Source organism: Neorhizobium tomejilense (genome assembly GCF_964254135.1).
Taxonomy (GTDB): Bacteria; Pseudomonadota; Alphaproteobacteria; order Rhizobiales; family Rhizobiaceae; genus Neorhizobium; species Neorhizobium tomejilense.
In genome coordinates, this window is sequence record NZ_CAXUSO020000001.1 from 2,351,962 (window position 1) to 2,366,978 (window position 15,017).

At 61.7% G+C, this 15,017-nt stretch carries 13 protein-coding genes; 5 read left to right on the forward strand and 8 right to left on the reverse strand.

All coding sequences use genetic code 11. From position 1 onward, the window contains the following. Positions 1 to 10: 10 nt before the first annotated feature. Positions 11 to 361, forward strand: coding sequence for an antibiotic biosynthesis monooxygenase (locus ACSQ3G_RS11965; RefSeq protein WP_436110188.1), 351 nt, complete (start codon positions 11 to 13; stop codon positions 359 to 361). Positions 362 to 386: 25 nt separating this feature from the next. Here the strand turns inward: ACSQ3G_RS11965 and ACSQ3G_RS11970 are convergent, their stop codons facing one another. Both ACSQ3G_RS11970 and ACSQ3G_RS11975 read right to left on the reverse strand, forming a co-directional pair. Next, positions 387 to 1,784 carry an MATE family efflux transporter gene (locus tag ACSQ3G_RS11970; protein ID WP_436110189.1) on the reverse strand — a complete coding sequence of 466 codons (1,398 nt, stop codon included), beginning with the start codon at positions 1,782 to 1,784 and terminating at the stop codon, positions 387 to 389. Between the two features lie 128 nt (positions 1,785 to 1,912). Continuing rightward, complete coding sequence (locus ACSQ3G_RS11975) at positions 1,913 to 3,172, reverse strand: TCR/Tet family MFS transporter (protein WP_436110190.1); 1,260 nt, start codon at positions 3,170 to 3,172, stop codon at positions 1,913 to 1,915. A 279-nt stretch (positions 3,173 to 3,451) separates the two neighbouring features. On the opposite strand from ACSQ3G_RS11975, the gene ACSQ3G_RS11980 reads away from it, so the two are divergent. After that, positions 3,452 to 3,931: a DUF2938 domain-containing protein gene (locus ACSQ3G_RS11980; RefSeq protein ID WP_436110191.1), complete on the forward strand. Its 480-nt coding sequence runs from the start codon at positions 3,452 to 3,454 to the stop codon at positions 3,929 to 3,931. Here ACSQ3G_RS11980 and ACSQ3G_RS11985 read toward each other — a convergent pair. Further along, the gene (locus ACSQ3G_RS11985; RefSeq protein WP_105427803.1) at positions 3,928 to 4,251 is read right to left on the reverse strand and encodes an ArsR/SmtB family transcription factor; all 324 of its coding nucleotides are present in this window, start codon (positions 4,249 to 4,251) and stop codon (positions 3,928 to 3,930) included. The two genes, ACSQ3G_RS11980 and ACSQ3G_RS11985, sit on opposite strands and share 4 nt — an antisense overlap. A 47-nt stretch (positions 4,252 to 4,298) precedes the next feature. On the opposite strand from ACSQ3G_RS11985, the gene ACSQ3G_RS11990 reads away from it, so the two are divergent. Continuing rightward, complete coding sequence (locus ACSQ3G_RS11990; RefSeq protein WP_105427804.1) at positions 4,299 to 4,781, forward strand: SRPBCC family protein; 483 nt, start codon at positions 4,299 to 4,301, stop codon at positions 4,779 to 4,781. A 226-nt stretch (positions 4,782 to 5,007) separates the two neighbouring features. Here ACSQ3G_RS11990 and ypfJ read toward each other — a convergent pair whose 3' ends face one another. The 3 genes from ypfJ to ACSQ3G_RS12005 all read right to left on the reverse strand — a co-directional run bounded on the left by ypfJ (position 5,008) and on the right by ACSQ3G_RS12005 (position 7,857). Further along, the gene (ypfJ, locus tag ACSQ3G_RS11995; RefSeq protein WP_105437703.1) at positions 5,008 to 5,916 is read right to left on the reverse strand and encodes a KPN_02809 family neutral zinc metallopeptidase; all 909 of its coding nucleotides are present in this window, start codon (positions 5,914 to 5,916) and stop codon (positions 5,008 to 5,010) included. Between the two features lie 101 nt (positions 5,917 to 6,017). Next, positions 6,018 to 7,229, reverse strand: a complete 1,212-nt coding sequence (locus tag ACSQ3G_RS12000) for an MFS transporter (RefSeq protein WP_436110192.1) — start codon at positions 7,227 to 7,229, stop codon at positions 6,018 to 6,020. 145 nt (positions 7,230 to 7,374) lie between these two features. Beyond that, positions 7,375 to 7,857 (reverse strand): DUF2306 domain-containing protein, encoded by a 483-nt coding sequence (locus ACSQ3G_RS12005; protein ID WP_436110193.1) that lies wholly within the window; start codon positions 7,855 to 7,857, stop codon positions 7,375 to 7,377. A gap of 113 nt (positions 7,858 to 7,970) precedes the next feature. Between ACSQ3G_RS12005 and ACSQ3G_RS12010 the strand changes: the two genes are divergently transcribed. Beyond that, a complete protein-coding gene (locus ACSQ3G_RS12010) occupies positions 7,971 to 8,789 on the forward strand; it encodes a LytTR family DNA-binding domain-containing protein (protein WP_436110194.1) in 819 nt (272 codons plus the stop codon). Here the strand turns inward: ACSQ3G_RS12010 and ACSQ3G_RS12015 are convergent. Continuing rightward, the gene (locus ACSQ3G_RS12015; RefSeq protein WP_436110195.1) at positions 8,753 to 9,919 is read right to left on the reverse strand and encodes a glycosyltransferase family 87 protein; all 1,167 of its coding nucleotides are present in this window, start codon (positions 9,917 to 9,919) and stop codon (positions 8,753 to 8,755) included. The genes ACSQ3G_RS12010 and ACSQ3G_RS12015 overlap by 37 nt on opposite strands. Positions 9,920 to 10,195: 276 nt before the next feature. On the opposite strand from ACSQ3G_RS12015, the gene carB reads away from it, so the two are divergent. After that, complete coding sequence (gene carB, locus ACSQ3G_RS12020) at positions 10,196 to 13,684, forward strand: carbamoyl-phosphate synthase large subunit (RefSeq protein ID WP_436110196.1); 3,489 nt, start codon at positions 10,196 to 10,198, stop codon at positions 13,682 to 13,684. A gap of 190 nt (positions 13,685 to 13,874) precedes the next feature. On the opposite strand, the gene ACSQ3G_RS12025 is transcribed toward carB, so the two are convergent. Continuing rightward, positions 13,875 to 14,915, reverse strand: coding sequence for an endonuclease/exonuclease/phosphatase family protein (locus tag ACSQ3G_RS12025; RefSeq protein WP_436110197.1), 1,041 nt, complete (start codon positions 14,913 to 14,915; stop codon positions 13,875 to 13,877). Positions 14,916 to 15,017 lie beyond the last annotated feature (102 nt).

Below are 15,017 nucleotides of genomic sequence, written 5' to 3' on the forward strand. Positions count from 1 at the left end.
GGTTTTTCATATGAGCGAAATACAGCATCGACGCATTTTTCGCGTCAACAGGTTTGCGGTCCCGATCGAAGGGCGCGAAGAATTTATGGCGCTGGTTCACAGGACGCATGAGGTTATCCGCGCCCAGCTGGGATTCGTCGACGATCTGATCCTGGAACAGGCTTCCATTGCCGGACTGTTCAACGTCATCACCATCCTCCAGTTCGAAGGCGAGCACGCCCTTCAGCCGGTCATTGCCGCAGTCGCAAAATCGGATGAGGAGGCAGGCATCGATAGGCAGGCGTTGAGCCGACGCCTCAGCGTAGAGACCAATGTCGGCTTCTACCACAGGGCGGTTTTACAAGAGTTCCAACCGGCCTGACCAACACCGACGGCCCGCTGGCTCTTCAGCGGGTCGTTCTGGCCTGGCGTCTCACCAGCAGCCAGAAGCGGCCGCAAAGCAGAACCGCGGCGGCCGCAAGCCCGGTGACGAAGCCGAACCAGACGCCCTCGCCACGAAAACCGAGCGGGAATGCGAATACCCAGGCGCAGGAGAAACCGATCGGCCAATAGGCGATCAGCGCCAGCACCATCGGCACCCGCGTATCCTTGAGCCCGCGCAACAGGCTGGCACCGACCACCTGCAGCCCGTCGACCAGTTGGAAAGCCCCGGCGATCACGATCAGCGGCACCGCCAATTCCAGCACGGTCGCGGCATCCTCCTTGCGTATATCCAGGAAGAGATTGCCGAAGAAACGCGGGATCGTCGCATACAGCACGCTGCCTATCGTCGTGAAGAGCACGCTGACCACCAGCACGGCGATGGCGGCCCGCTTCACACCCAGAAGATCGCCGCGGCCGTTGGCGAGCCCGACGCGCACCGTCGCCACCTGCGACAGGCCGAGCGGGATCATGAAGGCGATCGCCGCCAGCTGCAGCGCGATGCCGTGGGCTGCGAGCTCCAGCTTGCCGAGGATGCCCATCAGCAGGGAAGCGGCCGAAAACAGGCTGGTCTCCGCCAGAATGGTGAAGCTGATCGGCAGGCCCAGCACGACGATCTCGCGCACCATGCTCCAGTCCGGCCGCCAGAAGCGCACGAAGATCTCGTAGGCGCGCATCTTCGGCTGGCTTTCCACATAAAGCAGGGCGGCGACGAAGCCGAACAGGTTGGCAGCGACCGAAGCGATCGCAGCCCCGTGCAGCCCCATGTTCGGCGCGCCGAAATGGCCGAAGATCAGCAGGTAGGCAACACCGGCATTGATGAAGAACATCACGATCGTGACGTAGAGCACGATGCCGCCCTTCTCGAGCCCGGTGACGAAGCTTCGAAGCGCCATCAGCCCGAGTGCCGGGAAAATACCCCATTGGGCGATGCGCAGATAGCTTTGCGCATTCGCCGCGACGTCCGGCTGCTGCCCGAGCGCGAGAAGGATGGGTGCCGAAAACCACAGGAGCGGGGCCGTCAGCACGCCAAAGGCGAGCGCGATCCACAACCCCATGCGCACCGTACGGCGCACCAAGCGGGTATCCCCATGCCCGAGCGCCTGCGCCACCATCGGCACCACGGCGCTGGTAAAACCGGTGCCGAAGATGAAGACCAGGAAGAACATCTGGGTGGCGAGCACCACGGAGGCGAGTTCGGTTGTCCCGAGCCAGCCGACCAGGATGACGTCGGTCGTGTTGATCGCCATCTGCGCCAGCTGCGCTCCGACCAGCGGCACGCCGAGCGCCAGGGTCGCGCGCATATGCGCGGACCAGGAATTGTCCGTCGTCGTCACAGCCATGGTGGTGGAAAGGCTCGACATGACACTCCTCCGCAGACGAAAAAAGCCGCTTCCAGAAACTGGCGAGCGGCGGATGATGCAGCCTATAGAGGAGCATCATCCGTGCGGCAACACTTACAGGCGATTAAGCAGAATTTTTGGACGTCTCTTCAAGAAATCTGATGCGTAAGCTCGGCTTCGAGCGGACCCGCGACCGTCTTTCGTGAAATCCGGGTCAAAAACACCAAAATGGCACAAGCCATGAAAATCGCCGCCATCATGTATGGCGCCCCTGCGAATTCCATCGTTGCATTCTCTCCGGTAAACGCGCTGAACAGCAGCGTGAAGATCGCCGGGCCGACGATCGTCGTCAGGCTGGTGAGGCTTGTCATCGCGCCCTGCAGCTCCCCTTGCGCCGACGGCGGCACCTTGGCCGAGGCGATGCTGCGGAGCGCCGGATCGGCGACGTTCTCGATCGTCGTGACGAGGATGACGGCGTAAACGACCCACCCCTGCCACGCGAAAGCATAACCGGTGAGGCCGAGGCAGGAGAAACAAAGCCCGAGCACCGCGGTCCTCCATTCGCCGAGCACCGGCACCAGTTTCGGCAAAATGAACCCCATGACAAAGGCGGCGCAGATGCCGAACAGCCCGAGCGACAGGCCGATCTGCCCCTCGCTCCAGCCGTAGCGATAGGCCGACACGAAGGACCAGACCGACGGATAGACCGCATGCGCCAGCCAATAGAGGAACATCACCAGCATGACCCAGCCGATACCCGGGTAGTGGCGCATCTGGCGCAGGGCGCCCAGCGGATTGGCGCGTTTCAGCTCGAACTTGCGGCGGTTCGCCTTGTCGAGCGTTTCCGGCAGCAGGAACCAGGAGGCCACGAAGTTGGCAAGCGACAACAGACCGGCGCCGAGGAACGGCACGCGCGGTCCGAGCTCGCCGAGCAGCCCGCCGATCACCGGCCCGACCGTGAAACCGACGCCGAAGGCGATGCCGATCAGGCCAAAATTCTTAGCGCGGTTCTCATCGTTGCTGATGTCGGCAATGTAAGCCGAGCAGGTGGCGAAACTACCGCCGGAAATGCCGGCGAGGACACGGCCGACGAACAGCATCCAGAAACTGGTGGCTGCCGCGCAGATCAGGTTGTCGAGCGCGAAGGTGAGGACCGAAGCGAGCAGGATCGGCCGCCGGCCGAAACGGTCGCTGAGGTTGCCAAGCAACGGCGCAAACAGGAACTGCATGGCGGAATAGATGAGCAGCAGCCAGCCACCGTCGACCGCCGCCGCACTGAGGTCGTCGCCGGTCAGCTCGCGCAGGAAGGCCGGCAGCACAGGCATGATGATCGCGATTCCGATGACATCGAGGAAAAGGATCATGAAGACGAGGAAAAGGCCGCGGCGCACAAATTTGGGGTCGAGCATTAAAAATGTCTCTCAAGCAATGGTGTTTTCTGGAAAGACGATCAACTCGCCGGGTGCTTACATAACGGCAAAAGAAAATCGAAACAATACGTGAACATTTCAAAGTTTTTGATGAAAGGCACAACCACCGCGCATCGTTCAGCCGGTTCGGCAATCTCGGTGTCGGGCCGCACCCGCCGACAGGATGTTTCCCGTCCGGAAAGCCTGAAGGTCTCGACAGCTCAAACCGGAGCCCATAGAGATTGAAGGTGACCTTCCTCTCTCCGGCAGACCTCTCTCATGATCGAACTTTTCTGGCGCGGCATCCTCATCGGCCTTGGCGCAACCATGCTGATGGATCTCTGGGCGATCGTCCTCAACAAGGTTTTCGGCCAGCCCAAGGCCAACTGGGCGCCGGCCGGTCGCTGGTTCTGGCACCTGGGGCGGGCAAAAGTCTTTCACGACAGCATCGCGGCAGCCGAACCCTACGAACATGAACTGGCGCTCGGCTGGGCCGGCCATTATGCCGTCGGTCTTCTCTACGGAGTGATCCTCGCCCTGATCATGGGTCCAACCTGGTTCGCCGCCCCGACCTTCATTCCCGCCTGGATCTTCGGCATCGTCACCATCGGCGCCGGATGGTTCCTGATGCAGCCGGGCCTCGGCCTCGGCTGGGCCGCTTCGAAAACGCCGAAGCCGAACAAAGTGCGTCTCCTCAACTTCGCCGCCCATACCGTTTTCGCACTCGGGCTTTATGGCACCGCGGTGCTGATCCGCTAGTCTTCCAGATCCCGCTTCATCCGGTCGAGCATGTCGACCGCACGCGCCGCATAGGCGCCGATCCAGCGATCGTGGATCGCCTTGATCGGCAGCGGATTGAGGTGGTTCCACCGCTCCCTGCCCTCGCGCTTCACCAGCACGAGGTCGGCCGCTTCCAGAACCTTCAGATGCTGCATCACCGTGCAACGGTCGAGCCTTGGAAACCGGGCGCAGAGATCGCCCGTCGTCTGCGGCCGATCCTTCAGCTCGTCGAGAATCTCCCTGCGAACCGGAGCCGCCAGGGCCTTGAAAATAAGGTCGTTTTTTTCGCCGCTTGACATGTTATGTTTTTATAACATTATAGAGGGAGAAACAAGGGAGAAAGATCATGGAACTGAAATTCAAGGTATCCGGCCGGATTTCAAAACCGGTCGAGGAAGTGTTCGAGGCCGTCGCCGATCCGAAGCATCTGTCGGGTTATTTTACGACAGGCGGAGCCAAGGGCCGGCTTGAGACCGGCACCATCGTCACGTGGGATTTCGCCGATTTTCCCGGCGCCTTCCCGGTGGAAGTCGTCGAGGTGGAGAAGAACAAGAAGATCGTCTTGCGCTGGGATGCCAATGACGACGACCCCACAACCCATCCGGTTCCACCAGAGGCTAAAAACACCTACAAAACGACCATCACCATGACCTTTGAGTCACTGGAGGATGACCGCACGCTGGTGACGATCGCTGAAGAAGGCTGGCGAGAAACGCCCGCCGGACTTTCTGCCTCCTACGGCAACTGCCAGGGCTGGTCGCAGATGCTGTGTGCCCTGAAGGCCTATGTGGAATACGGGATCAACCTGCGCGAGGGGATGTATAAGTGATTGTGAGCCGAGCCCCCCTCACCAACAAAATCTAGCGCTTAGCTGAAGCCAAGATGCTGATTTTGTAACCTCTCCCGCCAAGGGAGAGGTTAGCCCGCGGCGGCGCGGCACCTTTATTTCTCCCCTTGCGGGAGAGAAAGCGATTTCAACATCTTAGCTGAAAGCTAAGTGTTAGAAATCGCAAGCGAGGGGATTGTCACGGGTCCCCGCAGCAATCTGACTGACCTCAGACATTCCCCGAGAACGTATCGCAGGCCTTCATGTCGCCCGTATCGAACCCGCGCTTGAACCAGCGCGCGCGCTGCGCCGAAGTGCCGTGGTTGAAGCTTTCCGGCACGACATAACCCTGGCTGCGCTTCTGCAGCGTATCGTCGCCGATCTGCTGGGCGGCGTTGAGGGCCTCTTCGAGATCACCGGTATCGAGAATACCCTTCTGCTGGGTGAACTTGCCCCACACGCCGGCAAAGCAGTCAGCCTGCAGCTCGACGCGCACCGACATGCGGTTGGCGTCCGCTTCGCTCATCCGCTGGCGGGCCTGGTTGAACTTCGGCAGGATGCCGAGCAGGTTCTGCACGTGGTGGCCGACCTCGTGGGCGATCACATAGGCCTCGGCAAAATCGCCGGCCGCGTCGAAGCGCTGCTCGAGTTCCTTGAAGAAATTGGTGTCGAGATAAAGCTTGTGGTCGCCCGGGCAATAGAATGGCCCGGTCGCGGAAGACGCAAATCCGCAGGCAGAGTTCACCTGGCCGGAAAACAGCACCAGCACCGGCTCCTGATATTGCTGGCCGTTCGCCTGGAATATGCCGTTCCAGGTATCTTCCGTCTCGGCAAGCACCGTGCGCACGAACGCCGTCGTCTCGTCGGTGGCCGGCGTGCGGTCGCCGGTCGTTTGCTGCTGCTCAAACCCCGACCCGTCCATGCCCAGTTCGCCGGACAGCAGCGAGAGCGGATTGATGCCGGTGATCCAGCAGATGATCAGGATGACGATGATCCCGCCGATGCCGAGCCCACCCCCGCGGCGGCCACCGCCACCGATCGGAATGCGCAAGCCGCCGCGACCGAGCGGACTGCCACCCATGGAAGCGCCACGCTGGTCCTCGACGTTGTCCGATTGCCGACGGCCTTTCCATTCCATTTTCGCTCACTCCTCTTCGGCGACATCACGCCTGCCGGGCGATATAACGCTGGCGGCCGCAAAAGCGATCCGTCCAGCATCTCATAGCCGAAGATTCGTTCTCAGGCGACCCGTAGAGCCTTCCTGCCCGGCAGGAAAACCGTCAGCAACCCGAGCGCCGGCAGGAAGGCGCAGACATTGTAGACGAAGCCGATGCCGTACCGGTCGGCAAAGACGCCGAGTACCGCCGCGGCAATGCCCCCGATGCCGAAGGCGATCCCGAAGAAGATGCCGGCGATCATGCCGACCCGGCCCGGCACCAGTTCCTGCGCCATAACGACGATCGCCGGGAAGGACGATGCCATGATGAAGCCGATAATGCCCGAAAGCGCGATCGTTACCGGCAGGTTGGCGAACGGCATGGCAAGCGTGAACGGCAGCACGCCGAGGATCGAGAACCAGATCACCACCTTCGACCCGAACCGGTCGCCGATCGGTCCGCCGATGACAGTGCCGAGCGCTACGGCGCCGAGGAAGATGAAGAGCATGATCTGCGACTGCTGCACCGTCACCTGGAAACGCTCGATGACGAAGAACGTATAATAGCTGCCGATCGACGCCATGTAGGCATTCTTGGAAAAGGTCAGGAGCGCCAGCACGATGAGGGCGACGGTGACCGTGCGCCTGGAGAGGTTGTGGGCATTCAGCACGCGCTTGCGGCCTTTGTTGGCAAGCATATGCGCCTTGTACCAGCGCGCCACCCACGACAGGATGACGATGCCGAGCAGCGCGATGCCCGAGAACCAGGCGACGCTCCCCTGCCCGTTCGGCACGATGATGAAGGCGGCGAGCAGCGGCCCGATCGACTGGCCGAAATTGCCGCCCACCTGGAAGACCGACTGCGCAAAGCCGTAGCGGCCACCGGACGCCAGCCGCGCGACCCGCGACGATTCCGGATGAAAGACCGCCGATCCGATGCCGATCAGCGATGCCGCGACGACCAGCATGACATAGGACTGGGCGGCCGCCAGCATGAAGAGACCAATGAAGGTCGAGCCCATGCCGACCGGCAGCGAATAGGGAAAAGGTTTCTTGTCGGTGATGATGCCGATCACCGGCTGCAGCAGCGAGGCCGTGCACTGGAATGCGAGCGTCAGGATGCCGATCTGCCAGAAATCGAGGGCATAGTCGGTTTTCAGCATCGGATAGATCGCCGCGATCATCGACTGCATGATGTCGTTCAGCATATGGCAGAAGCTGACAGCGAGGATGATCGGCAGCACCGTCACTTCGGCGGCAGTTGCGGAAACGGGTTTGGATGTTGCATCGGCCATGGAATTTCCTCCGCGCAAGCGGTCGTCATCGCGGATGGCCGTTGCTGCAAGTGTCTTGGACGCACATCTAGTCCCGCAAGCCGGGCCTGTCCATGACAGCAAAGCGCCGAACGGTACGCTTCAAGGAAATTCTTGATGCCGGCTCTTAAGTTCGCCGCGAAGCCAGCCTCTGCTGAAGGACAAGTGCTCCAGCGATACCGGCGAGCGTCAGAAGCAATATCCAGCTCGGGCCGCCGGAGAAAACCACCGCGTTCATGATCCGCCCCGGGATCAGCGTGAACAGGCCGGCGATCCCGATGCCGCCGAGATACATGCCGATGACGGCGGCCTTGTGTGCCCGGATATTATGGGCGCGGGCAGCACTGATTGCCCGCCACACCGCGACGAGCACGAAGACCGACAGGAGATGGATCGGGCTGAAGCCGTAGACGAGGTTGATCTCGTGGATGAAGAAGCTGGAGAGCGAGGTGATAACCATCAGCGCCATCCAGATCTTGCCGAGCAGTCGGTGTATCGGCGTGCCCTTAGCGTTCATCAGGATATAGGCACCGAGCACGGTGGCCGGCAGGACGGCTGCGACATGGACCTGAACGGCAAGCGGGGCATCGAGGAGCGGCTGAAGGTTCATCGGAAATACCTGTCGAAATCATCGTGAAGCTGGGAGGCGATTGAATTGGCCGCCTGTTTCCGCCATGACTCGTCGATCCTCCACCGGAATGGCGCAGACGACGGATAAATTTCGTGAATCACCCGTTCTTGAGTTCCACGCTTCGTGAATTGCAGCTCTTCACCCGTTCCCGGCGCTTCTGGACGACCTTTGCGCTTGTCATCCTGATCTTCGCCGTCAGCGGACCCTACGGCACTTTCGAGCGGATGACGCTCGGCATCCGGCTGGGATACTGGCTGATCGTGCACGCCGTCACCTGGTCGATCGCCATCTGTCTTTCGGTCATGGCCGAAATCCTGTTGCGGCAACATCTCAAGCATGCGCTTGCCCGCATGATGATCGGCTCGCTCACCGCCGCCCTCCCGATCGGCTTTGCCCTCGGCGTCATCGATTTCGCGTTTTTCGGCCACTGGATCGGGATCGGCGACGGCTTCAGGCGGGCGCTGGTCGCGCTGCCGCTCTGTGCCCTCTTTTGTCTGCTCACCTACATGGCCATGCACCGACAGATTGCCGAGGTGTCGGCCCCAGCCCCGCCCGTATCACCTTCTTCTGCCCCGGCGCCCGCGGCTTCCCCCTCATCCGAACCCGAAATCCTCGCCCGCCTGAAACCCCATAACCGCGGCGCACTCCTGCGGCTTTCGGTCCAGGACCATTATACCGAGGTGGTCACCAGCCGCGGCCACGAACTGATCCTCCTGCGTTTCGCCGACGCCCTGAAGGAACTCGGGCTCACGCCAGGCCTGCAGGTGCATCGTTCCCACTGGGTGGCCGATGCCCATGTCGAAACGCTGAAACGCGACGGCGGCAAGCTTTTGCTGGTCATGAAGGACGGCACGGAGATTCCCGTGAGCCGCACCTATGCCGAGGTGGTGCGGACGCGGTTCACGTCCTGAAGGACGAGCACACCCCAGCCGACGGCAAATACCAAGGGCACGACCGGCAGTCCGCCCAGCGACAGCAGCGGGCCGCTCAAGGGCAGTGACGCAACGACAATATAGGTAAGCCGCCCGGAGAGGTTCGCGGGCACGAGCCGATAGATCGAAGCACTCATAACGACGAGCGCGCCAAGATCGTAGACCAGCGAATAGGGCGAAATCAGGAAGGTCGCGAACACCAAGCTGGCGGCGCGGGTTTCATGCGCCATCAGCTTGAAAAGGGTCCACCCGAACACCAACAACGCTGCAATGGCCACCGGTGCATGTCCGTAGATGGCAACGGCCGCATCATATCCGAGACTGCGCAAGGCGCCGAATGTCGAGAGCATCATATGCACGAAAATGCCCTCCCCCTCGTTCATCACCCGCGTCTGATAGGGCCAAGTCTGCTGCACATAACCAGTCCAGCTCTCGAAACCGAAAATCCAGATCGACAACAGCACGGTCGCTACAGTCGTCACGCTGGCCGATACGAAAACCAGCCAGCGCTGCTCGAAGAGGAGCAGCAAGGGCAGAAGAATCCCGAGCTGCGGTTTGACCGTCAGCAGTCCGATCGCAATGCCGGCAAGCAACGGGCGGCTGTCGCGTAGCGCAAGCCCATAGAGCAGCATCGCCGCCGTCATGAAGCCATTCTGGGCAGCAAGCACATTGCAAAGAATGAACGGCAACAGGAATAATGCCGGAAAATCAGGGTTCTGCCGCGCCACCAGCGACGCCGCATGTAGATAGATGAGCAGCGTCACCAGCAGAAAGACCACCATCGAGACGCTGTAGGGAAGCAATCCGAGCGGCCAGATAAGAAGCAGGAAATGCGGTGGATAGCTCCAGGCATGCCAAGGGAAATCCGTGCCGAAAGCAGCTGTCATATGAGCGAAATAGATTTCCTGTCCCTGGAACAGATCCTGCTCGCGGCCTTCGAAGGCAAGCCTTGAAGCGATCCAATAGTTAGAGAAGTCGCGATTGGTCCAGGCAAGGCTACTGTCATCCGTCAAACCAGCCAGGATGACGACCAGAACGACGGCGAAGCAGAGGATTGCGGAAGTGGCCAGCAGGCCCAGCATGCGGCGCGAATCGGTAAATGCACTCATTGTCCCGCCCATCCGAAGGCTTTGATCGATACCTGCCCGTCTTTACGACAAAGGCCTGAATATTCCCTTCCGCAGAAGCAGAGCCTTAAACAGGTTTCCCATACAGCAACGTCAGCCACAGCAAATATGCAGATTCGGCGAGATTCGGGGTTCCGTTCGGGAGAACATTTGCCTATAAGCCGCGTCTAGCCTGAAAAGACATGCGCGCGTGACCCGACCGGTGGTATTCCACACCGCGCCGGTTTTCCGCGCAGGAAAAAAGCGGAAAGATACCCCATGCCCAAGCGCCAAGATTTGAAATCGATCCTCATCATCGGCGCGGGTCCGATCGTCATCGGCCAGGCATGCGAGTTCGATTATTCCGGCACCCAGGCCTGCAAGGCGCTGAAGGAGGAAGGTTACCGGGTCATCCTGGTTAATTCCAACCCGGCGACGATCATGACCGATCCGGGCCTTGCCGACGCGACCTATGTCGAGCCGATCACGCCCGAAGTCGTCGCCAAGATCATCGCCAAGGAACGCCCGGACGCGCTGCTGCCAACCATGGGCGGCCAGACCGCGCTGAACACCGCGCTCTCCCTGAAGCGGATGGGCGTGCTCGACCGCTACAATGTCGAGATGATCGGCGCCAAGCCGGCTGCCATCGACATGGCCGAGGACCGTGCCCTCTTCCGCGAGGCGATGTCCCGCATCGGGCTTGAAACCCCGAAGTCGATGCTGGCCAACGCCACCGACATCAAGGATGCCGACCGCAAGACCCATGAGATCGAGCGCAACCGGGTAAAGGAAAGCCTGACGGGTGCCGATCTCGACAAGGCGCTCGACGCGCTCGAAAACCAGTGGAACCTCGGCGAGACCGACCGCAAGCAGCGTTACATCAGCCACGCCATGGCGATCGCCGCCCAGGCGATCGACGTGGTCGGCCTGCCTGCCATCATCCGTCCCTCCTTCACCATGGGCGGCACCGGCGGCGGCATCGCCTATAACCGCTCGGAGTTCTTCGAGATCGTCGGCGGCGGCCTCGATGCTTCGCCGACCACCGAAGTACTGATCGAGGAGTCGGTGCTCGGCTGGAAGGAATACGAGATGGAGGTGATCCGCGACAAGGCGGACAACTGCATCATCATCTGCTCGATCGAGAACATCGACCCGATGGGCGTCCACACGGGCGATTCGATCACCGTCGCGCCGGCGCTGACGCTGACCGACAAGGAATACCAGATGATGCGCAACGCCTCGATCGCGGTCTTGCGCGAGATCGGCGTCGAGACCGGCGGTTCGAACGTGCAGTTCGCCGTCAACCCCAAGGACGGCCGCCTCGTCGTCATCGAAATGAACCCGCGCGTTTCGCGCTCGTCGGCGCTCGCCTCCAAGGCCACCGGCTTCCCGATCGCCAAGGTCGCCGCCAAGCTCGCGATCGGTTACACGCTCGACGAACTCGACAACGACATCACCGGCGGCGCCACGCCTGCCTCGTTCGAACCGTCGATCGACTACGTGGTCACCAAGATCCCGCGTTTTGCCTTTGAAAAATTCCCGGGCGCTTCGCCGGTCCTGACCACTGCGATGAAGTCGGTCGGCGAAGTCATGGCGATCGGCCGCACATTCGCGGAATCGCTGCAGAAGGCGCTGCGCGGCCTCGAAACCGGCCTGACCGGCCTCGACGAGATCGAAATCCCCGGCTTCGAGGAAGGCGAGAATTCCAAGAACGCCATCCGCGCCGCGATCGGCACGCCGACCCCGGACCGGCTGCGCATGGTCGCCCAGGCGCTGCGCCTTGGCCTCACCGAGGGCGAAGTCCACGAGGCCTGCAAGATCGACCCATGGTTCATCGCCCAGTTGAAGGCGATCACCGACATGGAGGCCCGCATCCGCGAACACGGCCTGCCGGGCGATGCCGAAAACCTGCGCATGCTGAAGGCGATGGGCTTCTCCGACGCCCGCCTCGCCAGCCTGACCTCCAAGCGCCCGAAGGAAGTCGCCGAGCTCCGCAACAGCCTGAACGTCCGCCCCGTCTTCAAGCGCATCGACACATGCGCCGCCGAATTCGCCTCGCCGACCGCCTACATGTATTCGACCTACGAAACGCCCTTCGTCGGCAGCCTCCGTTCAGAAGCGGAAGTCTCGGCCGCCAAGAAGGTCGTCATCCTCGGCGGCGGTCCGAACCGCATCGGCCAGGGCATCGAGTTCGACTATTGCTGCTGCCACGCCGCCTTCGCGCTGAAGGATGCAGGCTACGAAGCGATCATGATCAACTGCAACCCGGAAACCGTGTCGACCGACTACGACACGTCGGACCGCCTCTATTTCGAGCCGCTGACCGCTGAAGACGTCATCGAAATCCTGCGCGCCGAGCAGGAAAAGGGCGAAGTGGTCGGCGTCATCGTTCAGTTCGGCGGCCAGACGCCGCTGAAGCTTGCCGAGGCGCTCGAAAAGAACGGCATCCCGATCCTCGGCACCGCGCCCGACATGATCGACCTTGCCGAAGACCGCGACCGTTTCCAGAAGCTTCTGATGAAGCTCGATTTGAACCAGCCGAACAACGGCATCGCCTATTCCGTCGAACAGGCCCGCCTCGTCGCCGCCGAAATCGGCTTCCCGCTGGTCGTGCGTCCGTCTTACGTTCTCGGCGGCCGCGCCATGCAGATCATCCATTCGGAATCCATGCTGCAGACCTACCTGCTCGACACCGTGCCGGGCCTGGTGCCGGAAGACATCAAGCAGCGTTACCCGAACGACAAGACCGGCCAGATCAACACCCTGCTCGGCAAGAACCCGCTTCTGTTCGACAGCTACCTGAGCAACGCCATCGAAGTCGACGTCGATTGTGTCTGCGACGGCACCGACGTTTATGTCGCCGGCATCATGGAGCATATCGAGGAAGCCGGCATCCATTCGGGCGACAGCGCCTGCTCGCTGCCGCCGCGCACTCTTTCGCCCGAGATGATCGACGAACTGGAGCGTCAGGCGAAGGCCATGGCCAAGGCCCTGCATGTCGTTGGCCTGATGAACGTGCAGTTCGCCATCAAGGACGGCACGGTCTATGTGCTGGAAGTCAACCCGCGCGCCTCGCGCACCGTGCCATTCGTCGCAAAGACCATCGGCGCGCCGATCGCCAAGATCGCCGCCCGCGTCATGGCCGGCGAAAAGCTCGACGCGACGTTTGCGGCCTACGGCACCAAGCCGGATCCGCGCGCGCTGAAGCACATCGCCGTCAAGGAAGCGGTCTTCCCGTTCGCCCGCTTCCCGGGGGTCGACATCCTGCTCGGCCCGGAAATGCGCTCCACCGGCGAAGTCATCGGCCTCGACACGGATTTCGCGCTGGCCTTTGCCAAGTCGCAGCTCGGCGCCAGTGTCGAACTCCCGCGCGACGGCACGGTGTTCGTCTCCGTGCGCGACGAAGACAAGGCCCGCGTGCTCCCGGCGATCCGCATCCTGACCGATATCGGCTTCAAGGTGCTTGCAACCGGCGGCACCGCCCGCTTCCTCGCCGAACAGGGCATTGCCTCCACCCGCATCAACAAGGTGCTGGAAGGCCGCCCGCATATCGAGGACGCGATCCGCAACCGCCAGGTCCAGCTCGTCATCAACACCACGGACGGCAACAAGGCGATCTCGGATAGCAAGTCGTTGCGCCGCGCGACGCTGATGCAGAAGGTGCCCTACTACACCACCATGGCCGGCGCCGAAGCCGCCGCCATGGCGATCAAGGCGCTGAAAGCCGGCAATCTCGAAGTCCGGCCACTGCAGAGCTATTTCGCCTGATATCAAAAGGCACGGCCGAAGTGACACCTTCGGCCGCCGCCCTCGCCTCCCACCTTCATGTCCGGGACATGCGCCGCGCCTATACTGCGCGTAGCGGCCGACGCCGCTTGGCCCATATCCGGAGGAGAGACACCTGCCTCGCCCTCGCCACCTTCAGCGAGGGAGCGCGGTCAGACACGCTCCCATGCCGTCAGGCATCGCGTCCATTGATGGTGACGATGACTGGCGCATGGTCGGAGGCAATGCCCTTCGGCGGCCCATCGCGGAAATGATCATCGAACACTTCCACCTTGGTCACCGTGCCGCGCCGGCGCGGATTGTTCGGGTTGAGCCCGTTGGAAACGATCGCGTAGTCGAGGATCGAACCGTGGCCCGAACTGCTATGGGTGATCGGCCGGCCCTGAAGCTGGGTCGGCACGAGGGGCCAGGTGTCGTGGAGCTTGTAGACATGTTTGAGGAAGGCGAATTCCGGCGGAACGCCGTTGCCCGGGATACTGCCCCAGGAAAATACCCGCTCCCCTTGGGTAAGGATACCGATCGTATGCGAATCCGGCCCCTCGTTGAGGTCGCCGAGCAGCAGGACCGGCGCATCGTTGTCGCGATCGATGGCACGGCGGAACAGCCTGTAGACGACGCCGGCTTCGGCCGCACGCTTGGCGACCTGATCGACGCCGGCGGCGTTGCGGAGCGCATAATAGGTCTTGATCTTCTCAGCCCAGTCCGTGATCGGATCAACGTCGCGGGGGTCGACAAATGCCCCCTGTGATTTCAGGTGGCACACATAAACATCCATCCCGCCGATCCCCGGCAGGTCGATGCGCGCCGCGACCGGCGTGCGGGAAAACCTGAAGCCGGGATCGACGACCGTATCGACGTCGATATCGGCAACCCCGATCAGGTCGCCCACTGCCGTAAACGGATGGCGCGAGGCGATCGCTACCGTGGCATTCACGTAGATCGCGCTGTCATCAGCGTCGAAGATCGGCGCGCCGGCATTGTAGAAATGCGGATAGCCCGCGGCTGCAGCGAGCTCCCGCAGAGCTTCGAACGACACCACTTCCTGAAAGCCGACCACATCGGCATTCATCTGCGCCAGCATGCTGGAAATCCAGTCCCGCTTGGCCTGCCATTGTTCCGGCGTATAGGTCGATTTGGGATCTCGCTCATGCCAGAAAATGCCCGGCGCGGCGAAATGATAGAGATTGAAGGTCGCGAATCTGAAATCGGCCATGCCTGCCTCCCGCAAAATGGCGAATGCCAAGACTGATACATCTACTTAAAATTGTAAACATGACATGGTGATGATAGGCTTCGCAAAGGGATGATCCTGGGG